The sequence below is a fragment of the Luteimonas sp. 100069 genome (genome assembly GCF_003813845.1).
Taxonomy (GTDB): domain Bacteria; phylum Pseudomonadota; class Gammaproteobacteria; order Xanthomonadales; family Xanthomonadaceae; genus Luteimonas; species Luteimonas chenhongjianii.
Genome location: NZ_RPFN01000002.1, coordinates 267,275 through 284,297 on the forward strand (window position 1 = coordinate 267,275; position 17,023 = coordinate 284,297).

General features: G+C 66.1%; 11 protein-coding genes. 2 read left to right on the top strand and 9 right to left on the bottom strand.

Annotation, left to right across the window (positions count from 1 at the left end; genetic code table 11):
* Window positions 1-14: 14 nt before the first annotated feature.
* Together mutS and EGK76_RS07725 are read right to left on the bottom strand one after the other, a co-directional pair.
* The gene (gene mutS / locus EGK76_RS07720) at window positions 15-2,588 is read right to left on the bottom strand and encodes a DNA mismatch repair protein MutS (protein WP_123832213.1); all 2,574 of its coding nucleotides are present in this window, start codon (window positions 2,586-2,588) and stop codon (window positions 15-17) included.
* Window positions 2,589-2,747: 159 nt separating this feature from the next.
* Window positions 2,748-3,530, bottom strand: a complete 783-nt coding sequence (locus EGK76_RS07725) for a DUF4142 domain-containing protein (protein ID WP_123832214.1) — start codon at window positions 3,528-3,530, stop codon at window positions 2,748-2,750.
* A 121-nt stretch (window positions 3,531-3,651) separates the two neighbouring features.
* On the opposite strand from EGK76_RS07725, the gene EGK76_RS07730 reads away from it, so the two are divergent.
* Window positions 3,652-4,590: an NAD(P)/FAD-dependent oxidoreductase gene (locus EGK76_RS07730; protein ID WP_123832215.1), complete on the top strand. Its 939-nt coding sequence runs from the start codon at window positions 3,652-3,654 to the stop codon at window positions 4,588-4,590.
* A gap of 279 nt (window positions 4,591-4,869) precedes the next feature.
* Here EGK76_RS07730 and EGK76_RS07735 read toward each other — a convergent pair whose 3' ends face one another.
* From EGK76_RS07735 to EGK76_RS07765, 7 genes are all read right to left on the bottom strand, one after another.
* Entirely contained in the window at window positions 4,870-5,775 is a 906-nt protein-coding gene (locus tag EGK76_RS07735; protein ID WP_123832216.1) for a cation diffusion facilitator family transporter, read from the bottom strand.
* 15 nt (window positions 5,776-5,790) lie between these two features.
* Window positions 5,791-6,096 (bottom strand): hypothetical protein, encoded by a 306-nt coding sequence (locus tag EGK76_RS07740; RefSeq protein ID WP_158613463.1) that lies wholly within the window; start codon window positions 6,094-6,096, stop codon window positions 5,791-5,793.
* A 159-nt stretch (window positions 6,097-6,255) separates the two neighbouring features.
* Window positions 6,256-7,602 (bottom strand): amino acid permease, encoded by a 1,347-nt coding sequence (locus EGK76_RS07745; protein WP_123832218.1) that lies wholly within the window; start codon window positions 7,600-7,602, stop codon window positions 6,256-6,258.
* Complete coding sequence (locus EGK76_RS07750) at window positions 7,599-8,504, bottom strand: cation diffusion facilitator family transporter (protein WP_123832219.1); 906 nt, start codon at window positions 8,502-8,504, stop codon at window positions 7,599-7,601. The genes EGK76_RS07745 and EGK76_RS07750 overlap by 4 nt, the downstream gene beginning before the upstream one ends.
* Before the next feature lie 120 nt (window positions 8,505-8,624).
* Window positions 8,625-10,913: an Orn/Lys/Arg decarboxylase N-terminal domain-containing protein gene (locus EGK76_RS07755; protein ID WP_096297625.1), complete on the bottom strand. Its 2,289-nt coding sequence runs from the start codon at window positions 10,911-10,913 to the stop codon at window positions 8,625-8,627.
* A gap of 28 nt (window positions 10,914-10,941) precedes the next feature.
* Entirely contained in the window at window positions 10,942-12,348 is a 1,407-nt protein-coding gene (gene adiC, locus EGK76_RS07760; RefSeq protein ID WP_096297626.1) for an arginine/agmatine antiporter, read from the bottom strand.
* 111 nt (window positions 12,349-12,459) lie between these two features.
* Window positions 12,460-13,893 (bottom strand): DcaP family trimeric outer membrane transporter, encoded by a 1,434-nt coding sequence (locus EGK76_RS07765; RefSeq protein WP_123832220.1) that lies wholly within the window; start codon window positions 13,891-13,893, stop codon window positions 12,460-12,462.
* A gap of 500 nt (window positions 13,894-14,393) precedes the next feature.
* Between EGK76_RS07765 and EGK76_RS07770 the strand changes: the two genes are divergently transcribed.
* Entirely contained in the window at window positions 14,394-16,937 is a 2,544-nt protein-coding gene (locus tag EGK76_RS07770) for a TonB-dependent receptor (protein WP_233580214.1), read from the top strand.
* The last annotated feature ends 86 nt before the right edge of the window (window positions 16,938-17,023 follow it).

A 17,023-nucleotide genomic window follows, 5' to 3' on the forward strand; every position in this document is an offset into this window, starting at 1 on the left:
ACGGAACCGACAGCTCAGAGCAGCGCCTTGATCCGGTACAGCGCCTCGAGTGCCTGCTTGGGACTCAGCTCGTCGGGATCCAGCCCGGCGAGGGCTTCGACTGCGGCCGAGTTCGGGCCGAACAATCCGATCTGCTGCGGCGAGTCCAGCGTGCCGGCCGACAGCGGCGCCGGCGCGGGGCTGTCATGGCGCCGCTGTTCCAGTTCCGCCAGCCGCGCGCGGGCATCGCGCACGACCTGCCTGGGCAGGCCGGCGAGCGCGGCCACCTGCAGGCCGAAGCTGCGATCGGCCGGGCCGTCCTTGACCGCGTGCATGAACACCAGCTTCTCGTTGCCTTGCTGGTCGCGGTGTTCGACCGCGTCCAGATGCACGTTGGCGATGCCGCTGCCGGGCTGGGCGAGCGCGGTGAGTTCGAAGTAGTGCGTGGCGAACAGCGTGTAGCTGCGGTTGCGCTGGGCGAGATGCCGCGCGCAGGCATCCGCAAGTGCCAGGCCGTCATAGGTCGAAGTGCCGCGGCCGATCTCGTCCATCAGCACCAGCGAGCAGTCCGTGGCGTGGTGGAGGATGTAGCTGGTCTCGGCCATCTCGACCATGAAGGTCGACTGGCCCTTGGCGAGGTCGTCGCCGGCGCCGATCCGGGTGAGGATACGGTCGATCGGCCCGATCACCGCGCGGCTGGCGGGCACGAAACTGCCGATGTGGGCGAGCAGCACGATCAGCGCGTTCTGGCGCATGTAGGTGCTCTTGCCGCCCATGTTCGGGCCGGTGATCACCAGCATCCGGCGCTCGTTGAACGTGTCGCTGTCGCCGAGCACCAGGTCGTTGGGTTCGAAGGGCTCGCGGCGCACGGCTTCGACCACGGGATGGCGGCCGCGCTCGATGCAGATGCCGGGCGCGGCGCCGAGCTGCGGGCGCGACCAGTCCAGGGCCTGTGCCCGTTCGGCGAAGCAGGCCAGCACGTCGAGCTCGCTGAGCGCGCCTGCGCAGTGCTTGAGCGCTTCCAGGCGCCCGCCGAGCGTGTCGAGAAGCTGTTCGTAGAGCAGGCGTTCGCGGGCCAGTGCACGTTCGCGCGCCGACAGCACCTTGTCCTCGAACTGCTTGAGTTCCTCGGTGATGTAGCGCTCGGCGTTGGTCAGGGTCTGCCGCCGCGTGTAGTGCGCCGGCGCCCTGGCCGCGTGTGCCTTGGAGACCTCGATGTAGTAGCCGTGCACCCGGTTGTAGCCGACCTTGAGCATCGGAATCCCGCTGGTCTCGCGCTCGCGCGCTTCCAGGTCGACCAGGAACTGGTCGGCATGGGTGCTCAGGCGTCGCAGTTCGGCGAGCTCGGCGTCGTGCCCGTCGGCGAACACGCCGCCATCGCGCGCGAGCACCGGAGGCTGTTCAACCAGGGCGTCGGCGAGCAGGCGCGCTTCGGCCGCATGTTCGCCGAGGCCATCGTGCAGCGTGCGCAGACGCGGCGAATCGAGCGCACCGAGGATGCCGCGCACGTCCGGCAGCATCGCCAGGCCGTCGCGCAGCGTGGACAGGTCGCGAGGACGTGCCGAGCGCAGCGCGATACGGGTGAGCACGCGTTCCAGATCGCCGAGTGCGCGGAAACGTTCGCGCAGATCCGCATCCGCACCGCTGCGCTGCAGGGTGTCGACGGCATGCAGACGTTCGTCGAGCACCGCGCGGTCGCGCAGCGGACGATGCAGCCAGCGCCGCAGCAGGCGACCTCCCATCGGCGTGATCGTCGAATCGAGCACACCGAGCAGGGTGTTGCGGGTATCGCCGTCGACCCGGGTATCCAGCTCCAGATGCCGGCGGGTGGCGGCGTTCATCGCGATCGCGCCGTCGCCGCTCTCGACCGAGATGGAGGTCAGGTGCGGCAGGCGCTGCTTCTGGGTTTCCTCGACGTAGCCCAGCAGTGCGCCGGCGGCTGCAACCGCAAGGGGGCGGTCGTCGATGCCGAAGCCGGAGAGATCGTGCAGGCCGAAGAACTGCAGCAGCTGGCGGCGACCGGACTCGGCATCGAACAGCCACGGCGGGCGGCGACGCACCCCGCCACGCTCGAACAGGAAGGCGGGCCAGCCGTCCTCGTCGGGGACCAGCAGCTCGGCAGGATCGAGACGCGCGATTTCCGCTTCGAGCGTGTCCTCATTCGCGCATTCGCACACCAGGAAGCGCCCGCCGGCGAGATCCGCCCAGGCCAGGCCGTACTGACCATTGCGCTGGCGGGCGACCGCCATCAGCAGCGTGTCGCGGCGCTCCTGCAACAGCGCTTCGTCGGTGACGGTGCCCGGCGTGACGATGCGCACCACCTTGCGCTCGACCAGGCCCTTGCTGGCCGCGGGGTCGCCGATCTGCTCGCAGATCGCGACCGATTCGCCGAGCGCGACCAGCCGCGCCAGATACCCCTCCGAGGCGTGGTGAGGCACGCCCGCCATCGGAATCGGCGCGCCTGCGGAATTGCCACGCTGGGTCAGGGTGATGTCGAGCAGCCGCGCCGCCTTGCGGGCGTCGTCGTAGAACAGCTCGTAGAAGTCGCCCATGCGGAAGAACAGCAGGACGTCGGGGTGCTCCGCCTTGGCGGCGAAGAACTGTTTCATCAGGGGGGTGTGTTCTTGCAAGCTCGGATCGTTCGCACGGACTTCAGACCGACATCTTGCCTGAGATGGCGCGCCGGTTCCCGCCAAGAAACGCCAGGGTGCCGACTCGGCGCCCGGGCGTCCGGACAACACCGCCGCAGCCGCGCGCGGCGCTGAGGATCAGCGGCGCTGCTGTTGCAGTGCCCGGGCGGTTTCCAGATGCGCGGCGATCACCGCGCGGGTGCTCTGCAGGTGATCGCGGACGCGGCTGTCGCTCGCCGAGGGGATCAGTTCCGAATCGAGCTTGGTAAGCGCTTCCTGGTGGCCCATCACCATCGCTTCGATCCACGCCTTCTCGAACGCCTCGCCTTCGAGCTGCGCGAGCTGCTCGCGCTGGGCGTCGTGCTTGCGCTTCATTTCCGCAAGGTCCGGATGCGCGGTGGCGTCGGCTTCGCCGTAGCTCATCGAGCCGGCCCCGGTATCGGTGTTGCCGGCGGTCGCTGCGGTACCGCCCGCGACCGTCGACATTTCGCTGCCGCTCCCGGTTCCTGTTGTGTTTCCCGACCGCCCGAGCAGGATCCGGGTGGCATCGAGGTTGAGCGAGTGGTCGTTGCGCAGCGTCTGCGCATATTCGCGCACCGGGCCCTGCACGTTCTTGGCGAGCGCAGCCTGCGCGGCTTCGATCTCGTGGCGGTCGACTTCGAGGACCGCCATCAGCGCCTTCCGGTCGGGCTCGGCGAGGTTGGGCATTCCTGCCCCGGCATTGCTCGTTGAGCCGGTGCCAGCTGCGCCGTTATCGATCGTGGCAGCCACGCCACGGCTGCGGTCTTCGGTATCACCGGTCGAATTCGGTGTGTCCGCCAGGGTTCCGCTGCCACTGTCGGTGTTGGTCGCGTTCTTGTTGTCACAGGCGGCCAGTGCCAGCACGAAGGCGCCGGCGAGTAGGGTCTTCGAAGGAGCCATTGCGCGTATCCGGGATGGTGAAAGTGGGCGATGCTAGGCGCCCGCGGGTTGTGGCAAACGTGAAAATCGCGTAGCGACTTCCAGCGTTGACTTGTGCGGCCCGGCGGTGGATTTTTCCCATATGGACCACACCTCCGAGCCCTGGGAATGCATCGTCGTCGGCGCCGGCCCGGCGGGCCTGTCGGCCGCGCTGTACCTGGCCCGGTTCCGGCGCCGCGTACTCGTTCTGCACGACGGCATGTCGCGCGCGATGCGGATCCCGCTGACACGCAACGCGCCCGGGTTTCCGGAAGGGATCGCCGGCCCGGATCTGATCGGACGAATGCTCGAGCACTGCGAACGTTACGGTGCGCAGATCCGCGAAGCCGAGGTCGTGGAGGCGCGCAGGCACGAGGGCACTTTCGAACTGCGAACCGCGGATGGGACGCTTCACCACGGCCGGGCGCTCGTCCTCGCCACGGGTCTGCACATGGGCCAGATACCGCTTCCGCACGATGAGCACGAGACCGCAATCGCCGCAGGCGTGCTGCGCTATTGCCCGATCTGCGACGGGATCGAACACACCGGCACGCGGATCGCTGTGCTCGGCAGCGATCGGCACGGGGCGGCCGAGGCCCTGTTCCTGCGGCAGTTCAGCGAGCAGGTCGTTCTGCTTCCCTGCCAATACGCCGGCCTTGATGCCGACGCCCACGCTCAACTGACCGCGGCGGGTATCCGGGTGCTGGCCGCGCCGGTGGTGCGGTACGCGCCGCAGGCGGATCGCTTCGACCTGTACCTCGAAGGACGCGACGAGCCGCATACCTTCGATGTCGTCTACCCCGCGTTGGGCTCGCAGCACCGCAACGAGCTGGCGCAAATGCTCGGCATCGCGATCGACGCGCATGGCTGCACCGACGTGGCTTCGCCGCTGGGGACCGAGGTGCCCGGCGTGTACTGCGCCGGCGACATCGTCGACGGGCTCGACCAGATCAGCGTGGCGATGGGTCATGGCGCCGTCGCCGCAACGCGCGCGCACAACTGGCTGCGCGCCGAGGATGGACATGTCCTGCCGGCCCGGTGAAGGCAGGCGAGCGTCGGCATCGCGCGGCTGATCCGGGAGTGGAACGGAGGGTCGCCTTGCTTCCGCGGGTCGCGCACGCGCCCGGTTGGGTTTGCGTTGCGGCGTGCATTTCCCGAGCATCAGCCACTGGAGATGCCCCGCCGCCGATCGCGTAACCGACATTTTTCCAAAAGGCCGTAGCTGTCCCGGAACTGCCCTCGCATTCGCAACAAGCGGTGCCGCCCCAAGGTCGAGCTCAGACAGGCGTGCGCACAAGAGAGCCGGCGCAGGCGAACCCGCTCAGGTCCAGGCGGGTTCCGACGTGAAGTCGATCGTCAACCAGGAGCCTTCTGGACGCGCGCCCATTCTCTGCGCGATCTCGTTACGCAGGCCGTCGATCTCACCGATGCTGCCGAGTTGGGTAGTCGGCGCAGTCAGGACGTGGATCTCGATGAACTTCATCCGGCCGATCTTGGCCACCCGGCTGGTGAAGCCCAGAAAACCATGCTCGGCGACAAACTCCTGCATGGTCGCCTGCACCTTCCGGTCCAGGTCATCCGGAGCAACCTGCAGGACCTCACGCGCCGCCTTCCAAGCTGCGCGCAGCGGGAGTGGCAGCGAAGCCAGGCTGATGAAGGCCAGCACCAGAGGATCCAGATAAGGAATCCAGTCTTCGTGCCGGGTGCCGCGCAAGGTCAGTGCAAGGATGAAGGACACCACGACGGCGAGGCTGACCAGACCTGCGAGCAGCCAGGCACGCGCATCGAGGGCGAGCAGACCCGAGCGCATCCGCCGCGCATGACGGCCCATCCACACCGCCATGGCAAGGTCCACCACGCTCAGCACACTCGCCCAGACCAGGCCATGGCCGGCATGGGTCTCCTGGCCGCCCGTGCTCAGGCCAATCAGAGCGTTGGCCAGAGCGTAGATGCAGGCAAGACCGAGCACCACGCCGCCTAGCGCCTCGACCATCGGTTCCAGATGCCAGAAGCCGTACTGGAATCGCGGACTCTGTTCGTGGGCCATGAGCCGGAGCACCGCGAGCGCCGTCATCGTCAGCGCCACGTCCACCAGTGAGTAGATACCGTCGAACAGGATGGCCGGCGAGCTCGCAGCCACACCGCCGGAGAGTCCGATCGCGGCGACCAGCAGGGTCGCCAGGAGCGAGAGCTTCAGTACCCGTCGTTCCTCGAGGGTTCCACTCATCGGTACGCGCCGCGCCTATAGCTTCAGAACCTCCACAGTGTAGCTCGGCGGGTCTTCCCTGCTGTCGATGATCGGACTGTGCACGTCGGACTCGAGGCCGAGAAACCGTTCGTTCTGCGCAGGCGCAATGTGCAGCGACTGGATAATCGGATCATCGGATCTGCCGGACCGCTCCCCCGGAATGATCGTGTGAGTGCGCGGCGGATAGGGCACGAGCGTGGTGCCGGCCACCCGGCGCTGACCTGGTCGATGAGCGACTGCGCGCGCCAGCACGCGCTCGTAATCGGGGGCGTCCTGCAGCCACGCCGATGCTGGGGTCAACGGCAGGCGGACCCCGCCTGGCACGGCCTGGGGACTGTCCGCGATCGCTGGCGCCGCCCGGGGCGATGACCAGCGCCTCGGCGCGGCTGCGAACCTGGGCCATGTCTGTGGCCCAGCCCGTAGCGCACCCGCATACGAGGTGCGCCATACCGTGGCCGCTCACGCCATCCGGTGGCGGAAGAACGGGTACATCGCCACGCTCAGCAGCATGCCGACGGTGGCGTACGCCAGCAGCTGCGGATTGGCACCGAGCAGAGCATAGAGGCAGTACGCGACCGCGACGCCGGCGGTGATCATGCTCATCAGGCGCAGCGTGCCGGACTCGTTGCGCTCCAGCGTGCTGACCGCCAGGGCCCCGGCCGAGAACAGGTAGGGACAGATGGTCAGCAGCACCGCGATGTTGGTCAGCTGATCGAATTGCGAGGCGAGCGTGGGCGAGGCGGTCACCAGCAGCAGGACGCTCATCAGGATCGCGGCGATGACCAGTCCGGCCCCCGGCATGCCATGCCGGTTGACCCGGCAGAACACCTTGGGGAACAGGCCGTCCTCGGCAGCCGCCTTGGCCGACTGGCCGACCAGCAGCATCCAGCCGCCGAGCGCGCCCAGTGACTTGAAGATCGCGCACAGCGAGATCAGCACCACCCCCCAGTTCCCGACCATGATCTTGGCCACGTCGGCGAAGGGTGCCGAGGAATCGCGCAGCTGCTCCATCGGCACGATCCCCATGATCACCAGCGAGCAGCTGATGTAGACCACCGCCGAAAGGCCCAGCCCCATCAGCGTCGCCAGCGGGATATTGCGCTTGGGGTTCTCGATGACATCCGCCGAGACCGCGGCGCTCTCCACGCCCATGAATGCCCAAAGCGCGATCGAGGCGCTGCGCGAGATCGCCTGACTGTCGCTCAGCCCGCTGACGTTCCACCCCTTGTGGAACAGCGCCGGGTCGAACCACCACCAGCCGGCGATCGCGATGCCGAGGATGGGCACGAGCGCAAACATCACCGTACCGGTCTCCAGCGATCCGACCCAGCGCGCACCACGCGCATTGGCGAGGGTCAGTGCCCAGATCAGCAGCAGGGTGAAGCCGATCCGCGGGTACAGGTCGTCCAGCCATGGCCACAGGTGGCTCAGGTAACCGGTCACGACCAGGGCAATGGCCACGTTGCCGATCCAGTTGCCGAACCAGTAACCGTAGTTGCTGACGAAGCCGACGTAGTTGCCGAATGCGCGGCGGGCGTACGCATAGGGACCACCGGGCTCCGGGTCGAGCTGGGACAGGCGCGCGAACACCAGCCCGAGCGCGATGGCGCCACCGGTGGCGATCAGCCAGCCGAACGATGAGATGCTGCCGACCGTCGCGAGGTTGGCGGGCAGCAGGAACACGCCGGTGCCGATCATGTTGCCGGCCACCAGCATGGTGGCCATGAGCAGGCCCATCTTGCGCGCGGCAGGGGCACTGCCACCAGCGCTGGCGGTCGGGGGAATTGCGTTCGACGTAGTGTTCATGTCCAGTCCGGGTCGGCTGTGAAGTCGATGGTCAGCCAGGACCGGTCAGGCCGCGTTCCCAGCCGCGTGGCGATGTCGTTACGCAGCCGGTCCACATCGCTGATGCTGCCAAGCAGCGCGTCTGGGCCGGTCAGCACGTGGATCTCGATGAACTTCATGCGGCCGATCTTGGCTACGCGGCTGGTGAAACCGCGGAAGCCATGCTCGGCGACGAACTGCTGCATCGTTGCCTGGACTTGCTCGTCCAGGTCATCCGGCGCGACCTGCAGCACCTCGCGCGTTGCCCGCCACGCCGCGAGCAGCGGCAGCGGCAGCGAGGCCAGGCCGATCAGCGCCAGCACCAGTGGGTCGAGATAGGGCACCCAGTGCGCATGCGGCCCATTGCGCAGCGCCACGGCCAGGATGAAGGAGACAACCACGGCCATGCTCACAAGCCCAGCGAGCAGCCAGGCGCGGGCATCCAGCGCCAGCAGCCCGGAGTGCAGGCGTTTGGCATGGCGTCCCATCCATACCGCCATGGCCAGATCGACGACGCTCAGCACGCTCGCCCACACCAGGCCATACCCGACCCGGGTGACGTGTCCGCCGGTGGTGAGGCCAATGATCGCGTTGGAGAGCGCGTAGACGCAGGCCAGGGTCAGGATCGCGCCCCCGATCGCTTCGACCAACGGCTCGAGGTGCCAGAAGCCGTACTGGAAGCGCGGGCTCTGTTCGTTGCCCAGAAGCTTCAGTACCTGCAGTGCGGCCACGGTGAGGGCCACGTCCACCAGGCAATAGATGCCGTCGAACAGGATCGCCGGCGAGTGCGCGAGCATGCCACCCGACAATCCGATGGCCGCGACCAGGACGGTCATGCCAAGCGAGATCTTGAGCGCGCGCTGTTCCTGCTGGGTCCCGGTCATCGGTGTGGCCTGTCATGCACGCCATCCGCGCGGGCGCCCGGGGCGGGACGCTCGCGGGCATCGTCTGCCGCCCTCCCTGTCGGCGGCGCCGGCGGGAGGGCGGGCAAGGCCCCGCACGAGCTAGACCTTCAGTACTTCCACCGTATAGCTCGCCTGGCCATCGCTGTCTTCGATGATCAAGCCGTGCACGTCGGACTCGAAGCCGGGGAAGCGTTCGTTCTGCGCACGCGCAATGTGCAGCGACTGGATGATCGGATCATCGGGCTTGCCGAAGCGCTCGCCCGGCATGATCGTGGGAATGCCCGGCGGATAGGGCACGAGCATGGTTCCCGCCACCCGCCCGCTGACCTCGTCGATGTCGACGCGCTCGATCTCGCCGCGCACCAGGTGGTTGTAGGCGTCCGCAGGCGTCATCACCGGCTCGGGCAGATCGGTGTACATGTCCTTCATCACCACAGGTACCTTGAATTCCCGGTTGAACTCGTGGAGCGCATGACACAAATCGCGCAGGCCCCACTTGGAATAGGTGGCCGGGTACGCTTCCACCAGCCCCGGCAGCGCGCGCGTCAGCGGAGCGTTGGAGTCGTAGGCCTCCTTGAACGCGAGCAGCTCGGTGACCAGGGTGCTCCACTTGCCCTTGGTGATGCCCATCGAGAACAGGAACAGCACCGAGTAGAGGTTGGTCTTCTCGACCGTGATGCCCCTGTGCCACAGATACTTGCTGAGAATCGCGGCCGGGATGCCGAGTTCGCCCATGTCTCCGCCCATGGTCAAGCCTGGCGTGAGCAGGGTGACCTTGACCGGGTCGATGAGCACGTACTCGCTGGCGAGCTTGTCGAAGCCGTGCCAGTAATCGCCCGAACCCAGGTACCAGTCCTTTCTTTCGGCGACCTTCGGCGCATGGGTGTCGCCGCCCTCGAGGTTGCGCTCGACCTTGTCCGGCTGCCAGACCTTGAACCACCAGTCGTCGCTGCCGAGGTCCTGTCCGACGTGCAGCATCGCGATGCGGAAGGTGACGGCCTCGTCGTGCATTTCCTGCACCAGCGATCTGCCCGCGTCGCCTTCCATCATCCGGGAGGCAATGTCACAGGAGGCGATGATTCCGTAAAGCGGGCTGGTGGACGTATGCATCATGAACGATTCGTTGAACCGATCCGCGTCCAGCAAACGCGTCGCCGCATTGCGCACGTGGATCATCGACGCCTGCGAGAAGGCCGCCAGCAGTTTGTGGGTCGACTGCGTAGTGAAGATGATCGCGTCCTGCTCCCGCGGCTTGCCCTTGGCCATCCCGTAATGGTTCTCGTAGAACGGATGGAAGGCGGCGTAGCCGTACCACGCCTCGTCGAAGTGCAGGTAATCGGCCGCAGTGCCGAGCATGTCGGCGATCTTCTCGGCGTTGTAGCAGAGTCCATCGTAGGTGGAGTTGGTGACCACTGCGATCTTTGGTTTGGTCCCCGGCTTGGTGCTCTTGCTGGCCAGCGGATTGGCCGCGATCGCCTTCTGCAGGGAGTCTTCCGAGAACTGGTCCAGGCTGATCGGGCCGATGATGCCGTGCGCGTTGCGGCTTGGCCGGAAGTAGACCGGGACGCCACCGGTCATGATCAGCGCGTGCAACAGCGATTTGTGGCAGTTGCGGTCGACGAACACCAGGTCGCCGCGCGCGACAGTGCCGTGCCAGACGATCTTGTTGGCGGTGGACGTGCCATTGGTGACGAAGAAGGTGTGGTCGGCGCCGAAGTTGCGCGCGGCCTCGTGCTCGGCATCGCGGATCGGGCCGGTGTGGTCGAGCAGCGAGCCCAGCTCGGGCACCGAAACCGAGAGGTCGCTGCGCAGCGTGTTCTCGCCGTAGAACTGGTGCAGGGCCCTGCCGACGGGCGATTTGGTGAAAGCGACGCCCCCGGCATGGCCTGGCGTGTGCCAGGAGTAGTTCGAGGTGCCGGCATGATGCACCAATGCCTTGAAGAACGGCGGCAGCAGCTGCTCCATGTAGTCATCGGCCGCGCGCATGACCTGGCGGGCGATGAAGGCCTTGGTGTCCTCAAACAGGAAGATGTAGCCGTGCATGTACTTGAGCAGTTCGCTCGGCACCTTCTCGATCGTGCGGCGCTCGCCGTACAGGAACACCGGTAGCCCGGCGCGCCGCTGCGCCTGTTCGCGCAGCAGCGCAAGCAGCTTCAGGAACTGATCGTCCCCCTCTTCGGTGCCGTCTATCGAGATCAGCACCGCCGACGCGGCCACATAGGTGCGTGCGGCGGCGTGCACATCTTCGATGGTCAGGCCGGCCAGGACGCGCTGGGCGTTCGCACGGAACTCGTCCGCCAGTTCCCGGATCAGGATGCCGCCAATGCGCGGGGAGTCGTAGTCGTCGTCGATGATGACGATCGGATAGTCGAGGGAATGGAAGTACATATCGATGTCCTTGTCCGCGACGGCGAACTCAGTTGGTCGAGGGGCGTGAGGGAGTGGTCGCGCTGGTTGGGGCGGGTGCAGGCGCTCGTGCCGCCGGCGCCGGCTGCAGTGCCGGACTGGAGGCGGCTAGGCGGGCCTGGCGCCGCTCTGCGGCGAAGAAGGGGTAAAACACCGTAATAAACAGGACGAACAGAAAGCCGTACTTGACGACGTCGCCCGCCGAGCCATAGACGGCCCAGAGGCAATAGATGACGGTGGTGCTTGTCATCCACCAGTAGAGACCGGTGTGGGCAGTCGTGTGCGTACGTTCGACTTCGAAGTAGCAGGCCACGCAGGAATAGATGTAGGGCAGCAATGTCAGGATCACGGCCGCTGACGTGATGGTGTTGAACTGATCGGTAGCGGTCTTCGAACCTGCCGTGACCAGAACCGCGATGGTCATCAGGATGGCAACGATATAAACGCCCTTGACCGGTACGTCGTCCTTGTTTGCCTTCTTGAACACTGCCGGGAACAGGCCGTCGTCCGCTGCCGCCTTGGCGCTCTGCGCGGTAATCAGGATCCAGCCGCCCAGGGAGCCCGCGGCGCCGATGAAGGCGCAGATACTGACCAGGCCGCCGGCCCAGCCGCCGAATGCATCCGCCGCAGCAAGGGCGAACGGTGCATCGGAGAGCTGCAGCTTTCCATTCGGCACGATGCCCATGATCACCGCGGAGCTTGCGATGTAGCAGACTGCTGCGATGAACACTCCGCCGAGCGTGGCGCGCGCAACGTTCCTCTCGGGATTCTCCACAACGGCGGCGGTCACGGAGGCCGATTCCACGCCGATGAATGCCCACAGCGTGAGCGCGGCAGCGCTGGAAATCGCGCTGAAGTCGGATTTGCCGGAGACGTTATAGGCACTGGTGAACGTGTTCGGGTCGAAATAGAACCACCCGAAGATCGCGATTCCCAGAATGGGCACGAGGGCAAAACTCGTCGTTACTGTCTGCACGCGCGTGACGAAGCGAGGCCCGATCACATTGGCGAAGGTGAACGCCCAGGTCAGTGCCAGCACAGCGATGCAGCGCGGCAGCGGGTGGGACAGTACGGGAAAGAAGTAGCTGAAATAGCCTACGGCCGCGATCGGGATCGCGACGTTGCCAATCCAGTTGGCGAACCAGTAGATGGTGTTGGTCTGGAAGCCCATGTACGGGCCGAGCCAGTCGCGCGCATACGCATAGGGGCCGCCTGCCTTTGGGGCAATTTGCCCGAGTTTGGCGAAGACGAAGGCCAGCAGCAGCGAGCCCGCAGTGGTGATCAGCCATCCCCAGATGGAGGCCGAACCGATCGCGGCCAGACTGGAAGGCAGCAGGAAAACCCCCGAGCCCATCATGTTGCCGGCCACCAGGAATGTGGCACCGATCAAGCTGATCTTTTTGCCGTTAGTCGCCATGAGATTCTCCTTGTGCCGCAATCGCCTGGTTTGCTGGGGGAAGGCGTTGCCTGGACCCGGTCGCGCCGGTTCCGGGGTCCCTGGGGTCGTTGGAGCTTTGTTTGCTGCGTATTACTTGACGAAGCTGTATTGCAGGCTGCCCTGCAGACGCATCACGTCGGCATCCCGCCCGTCCTGCAGCAGCAGCTGCCCGAACAGGAGTTCCACGCCCATCGTCCAGGACGGCGCGGGGCTCCACAGCAGGTTGAGTGCCCCATAGCGGCTGCGCTTGAAAGCGTCGCCCGCCAACACGTCGTTCTTGTTGCTCAGGTTCAACTGGCCGAACACGAGGTTGGAGCTCCAGTCCTGGTTCCAGTTATGGGTGTAGCCGAAGAACCCGCCGTAGGAAGTCAGCAGTTCCAGATCGCCGTCGGGCCCGATCGCGGCGTCGTAGCCGGAACCGCCGATGTCGGTCGTGTAGCGGGCGATGCCCTTGCCGGCGACCATGCCGAACACCCACAGATTGTTCTCGTTGGCGTTGATCGATCCACTCAGCTGCAGGCCGCCGCCGAGTACATCCTCGCCGAACTCGTTGTCACCGTCGTAACCGACGCTCCTCGCCACGCCGCTGAGCTGCAGGTGGCCCCACCCGCGCTCCATGCGCGCGGCGAGCGTGACGTCGGGCAGCCGTTCGACCGCGATGTCGTCGCCGGTGAGGTTGTAGATCTGTGACTGCGGCGCTTCGGCGGCCAGGGTGAGGGTGTTTCCCTTGCCTATCGAGAAGATGTGGTGGATGCCGGCCACGAGCAGATAGGGCGCGGAGCCCGGCCCCTCGAAATCCAGGGTGTTGGGGAGCGAGTCGGCGTCCATGAAGGAGGAATACCCGTAGCCCGCGTAGGTGTTGCCCAGCTGCCCATAGGCATGGCGCAGCCTGAATTCATAGCCGTCGCTGCTGCCGAAGAAGTCGTTCTCAAGGTAGAAGCGCAGGACGCCGCGTGTGGTCGGGCGGCGCGCCTCGATGCTGAAGCGCGTCTGCTTTGCGTGGATGTTGAAGTTGGGCGTGTCGCGATGCACGCCGTCGACCGGGAATTCGGAGGTGATGAACTGGTCGTCGTCGCCCGCCGGACGGTTGGTGGCGATGGCATCGAGCTTGGCGTAGCCGCCAATGCGGATCATGGTCTCCGTGCCCGGGATTGCGATGAATCCCTTTAGATCCGGATCGGTCGGGGAAGCCAAGCTGTTCTCACGCGAGGCGGCGATCGAGGGATCGGAGACCGAGTCTCGGGGCGGCAGGATCGACGGCCCGCCTGCGGCAATATTGGGTGTGCTCGCAGCGGCATTCGTGCCCTGGGGCGCCGGTGCAGTCTGCGCAGTGCTGGTGCGCGGCGGCGGGGTTCGACCCTGCGAGCGTTCCAGCGCATCAAGCCGTTGGTTCAGCGATTCGAGATGTTGTTCCGCGCGACGGACCTCGTCGCGAAGTGTTGTCACCGAGTCCTGGGACAGGGCCAGCCCGGGGGCGAGGCCGGAAGCCACCGCCAATGCGATCACCAAGGGTTGCCGATTCATCGCCACACTCCAGTGGAGAAAGTACAGACCGCGAATGTCTATTCAGCGGCAGTAATAAACGGCGTCGGCGCCGGTGCGCGGCAGAGGACAGGTGCAAAACTGTGCGAATGCCGATGATGGGTATGTGAGCGGAATATGTCCGAATCGTTCGAGCCGATTTGCGCTGCTTTTCGCGTGCGGCGAAGAGGAGGCTTGCGTGGTGACACGCGAGATAACCGGGCGTGGGTTAATCCCTGCCCGATGCCCATGTGGCCGGCCATCGTATCGGCGGCGCACGGCTCACATACGGGGGCGTCCGGAGTGTGTTAGCGTCCGCGCAAGGCAGTCAGAACGTCGTGCCGGACCCGTCCCCCCACATTGGTCCAGCACTTCCGTCATCTCCCGGGATGACGGCGTCTGCGTCGAGGTTTGAAGTCGCAACGACAATCACAGCAGGGGGGACACCAATGGTCTCAGGCCATCCACAACGCCACGCGCTCGCAACCGCCATCTTTTTCGCCATGCTCGCTGGGGCCGCGCCGCCCGCGACTGCCCAGTCGCAGCCAAGCGAGAGGGTGCCTGGCCAGGAGCAGCCCACCACGCTCTCGGGGGTGACCGTCACTGCGCAGAAGCGCGAAGAGGCGTTGCAGGACGTTCCCATCGTCATCAATGTCCTGCCAGAGCAACTGCTGCAGGACACAGGCGTGCGCGACATCAAGGACATGCAGGTTCTGGTGCCCGGCCTCACGGTCACCAGCACCCAGTCCGCCGCGCAGACCACGGCTCGCATCCGGGGCATCGGCACGGTCGGCGACAATCCGGGCCTGGAATCGTCGGTCGGAATCGTCATCGACGGGGTCTACCGCTCGCGCAACAGCGTGGGGTTCGGTGACCTGGGCGAAATGGAGCGCGTCGAGGTGCTCAAGGGGCCGCAGGGCACAGTGTTCGGCAAGAACACCTCGGCCGGTGTCATCAACGTCATCACCCGCCGGCCGAGCTACACCCAGGCGGCCGAGGGCGAAGTCACGGTCGGCAACTACGGCCTGGTCGGAGTTTCGGGTTCGTACAACGACGCGATCGGAGACAACGCCGCGTTCCGCATCTTCGCCACCAAACGCAAGCGTGACGGCGTGGACGAGGTCGAGACCGCCGGTGGTCCGCGGCGGGAAACCGACGACGGCGACCAGAACTACCACTCCCTGCGCGGCCAGCTGCTGCTCGAGCCCACGTCGAACCTCAACATCAACTTCATCGCCGACTACACCAGTCGCGAGGAGAACTGCTGCGTTTCGTTGACCACGCACCGCGGTCCTACGGCGGCGATCATCGATGCGCTGACTCCGGGGGGGCAGGGCATCATCCCGGTGCCGGATCTCGACCGTCGCCTGGCCTATGCCAACCGCTCCACCGAGCAGGACCTCAAGGACAAGGGCATCTCGGCCGAAGTGAACTGGACCACGCCCTGGGCCAACGAGGCGCTGCTGACCTCGATCACCGCATTCCGCGACTGGAAGGCGATCACCGGCATCGACTTCGACTACAGCGGCGCGGACATCATGTATCGCCCGGCGCAGGAGGATTATTCGCTTGCGCAGTTCGAGAACTTCAGCCAGGAATTCCGCCTCACCGGGACCAGCGATCGCCTCGACTGGATGGTCGGGATGTTCTATTCGGACGAGGATCTGACCCGCAACGATTCCTACTTCATGGGCCCGGCCTACGAGCCGTACCTGTCGACGCTGGTCGGCAGCCAGGTGCTCGGCGCGATGGCTGCGCAGCTGGCGCCGCTCGGCCTGACGGTCAATACCGCGAATCCGGCGACCTTCCTGTCGCAGGTGACCGGGCGCCCGTTCGGCACCAACTACACCGGCATCGGCGCCCACGACGTGTATTCGCAGAACGCGAAGAGCGCGGCGATCTTCACCAACAACACCTTCCACGTGACCGACGCGCTGGATGTGACCGTGGGCCTGCGTTACACCCGCGAGAAAAAGTCCCTGCAGGCGGATTTCAGCAACCCCAACGGCAGCACCGCGTGTGGTGCCGTGCTCGGCAATCCGGCGGCACGCGTCGGCGGGGCGCTGGCCCAGCGCATCAACGGCTTCGCCAGCCTGCCGGCGGCCCTGCAGCAGCAGTTGCTGGGGCAGCTGGTGCCGGCGATCGCGCCACAGGTCACCGCCAACATGTGCCTGCCGTGGGCCAATGCGCTGCATGACGGACGCAGCACCCGGCAGGAACGGACGGAGAAGGAGTGGTCGGGCACGGTCAAGGTGGCCTATGACTTCGCCGACGACATCATGGGCTACGTGTCCGCGGCGCGCGGCTACAAATCCGGTGGCTTCAATCTGGATCGCGTGCAGGGAGCGACCGCGGCCGACCCCCGCCCGTGGATGCCGCTGACCGACGACACCTCGTTCCCGGGCGAGTTTGTCGACAGCTACGAGCTGGGACTCAAGACCACCTGGGCGGACGGCAATCTGCTGCTCAACGCGGCGCTGTTCCACCAGGAGTACGAGGACTTCCAGCTCAACAGCTTCCTGGGTACGGCGTTCGTCGTCCGTTCGATTCCCAAGGTCACCTCGCAGGGCGTGGAGGCCGAAGTGATGTGGCAACCGGCGATCAGCGGCCTGATGCTGCAGAGCGGCTTCACCTATGCGAAGACCGAGTACGGCGATGACCTGCTGCCCGATCCGGATCTGGTGAGGTTGCCGGGCAACCAGATGAGCTTCGCGCCCAGATGGTCGGGCAACGTGTCGGCCACCTACGAGTGGGACATCGGCGAACGCCTGCTCGGGCGCTTCAACATCGGCGCCAAATACATGTCCGAGTACAACACCGGCTCGGACCTGGATCTGGAGAAGCTGCAGGACGCCTACACCCTGCTCAATGCCCGGATCGGTTTCGGCCGTCAGGACAAGCGCTGGATGGTGGAGTTCTGGGGCCAGAATCTCACCGACGAAACCTACAAGCAGGTCGGCATCGATGCGCCGATCCAGGCCGGTTCCTGGAACGCGTATCTGGGGGCGCCCCGCACCTACGGCATGACGCTGCGCATGCGCTACTGACTGCGCATCGAAGAGGCAAGGACAGGGCGGGCCGGCAACGGTCCGCCCTTTTCCATGGGCGCGATGACGGCGCGCGCCCGCGCCCA

Excerpts from the sequence above, each read along its gene's own strand:
- EGK76_RS07770 (WP_233580214.1), top strand. The coding sequence starts at position 14,394 with ATGCTCGCTGGGGCCGCGCCGCCCGCGACTGCCCAGTCGCAGCCAAGC.
- EGK76_RS07725 (WP_123832214.1), bottom strand. The coding sequence starts at position 3,530 with ATGGCTCCTTCGAAGACCCTACTCGCCGGCGCCTTCGTGCTGGCACTG.
- EGK76_RS07745 (WP_123832218.1), bottom strand. The coding sequence starts at position 7,602 with ATGAACACTACGTCGAACGCAATTCCCCCGACCGCCAGCGCTGGTGGC.
- EGK76_RS07765 (WP_123832220.1), bottom strand. The coding sequence starts at position 13,893 with ATGAATCGGCAACCCTTGGTGATCGCATTGGCGGTGGCTTCCGGCCTC.
- EGK76_RS07750 (WP_123832219.1), bottom strand. The coding sequence starts at position 8,504 with ATGACCGGGACCCAGCAGGAACAGCGCGCGCTCAAGATCTCGCTTGGC.
- EGK76_RS07755 (WP_096297625.1), bottom strand. The coding sequence starts at position 10,913 with ATGTACTTCCATTCCCTCGACTATCCGATCGTCATCATCGACGACGAC.
- EGK76_RS07730 (WP_123832215.1), top strand. The coding sequence starts at position 3,652 with ATGGACCACACCTCCGAGCCCTGGGAATGCATCGTCGTCGGCGCCGGC.
- adiC (WP_096297626.1), bottom strand. The coding sequence starts at position 12,348 with ATGGCGACTAACGGCAAAAAGATCAGCTTGATCGGTGCCACATTCCTG.
- mutS (WP_123832213.1), bottom strand. The coding sequence starts at position 2,588 with ATGAAACAGTTCTTCGCCGCCAAGGCGGAGCACCCCGACGTCCTGCTG.
- EGK76_RS07735 (WP_123832216.1), bottom strand. The coding sequence starts at position 5,775 with ATGAGTGGAACCCTCGAGGAACGACGGGTACTGAAGCTCTCGCTCCTG.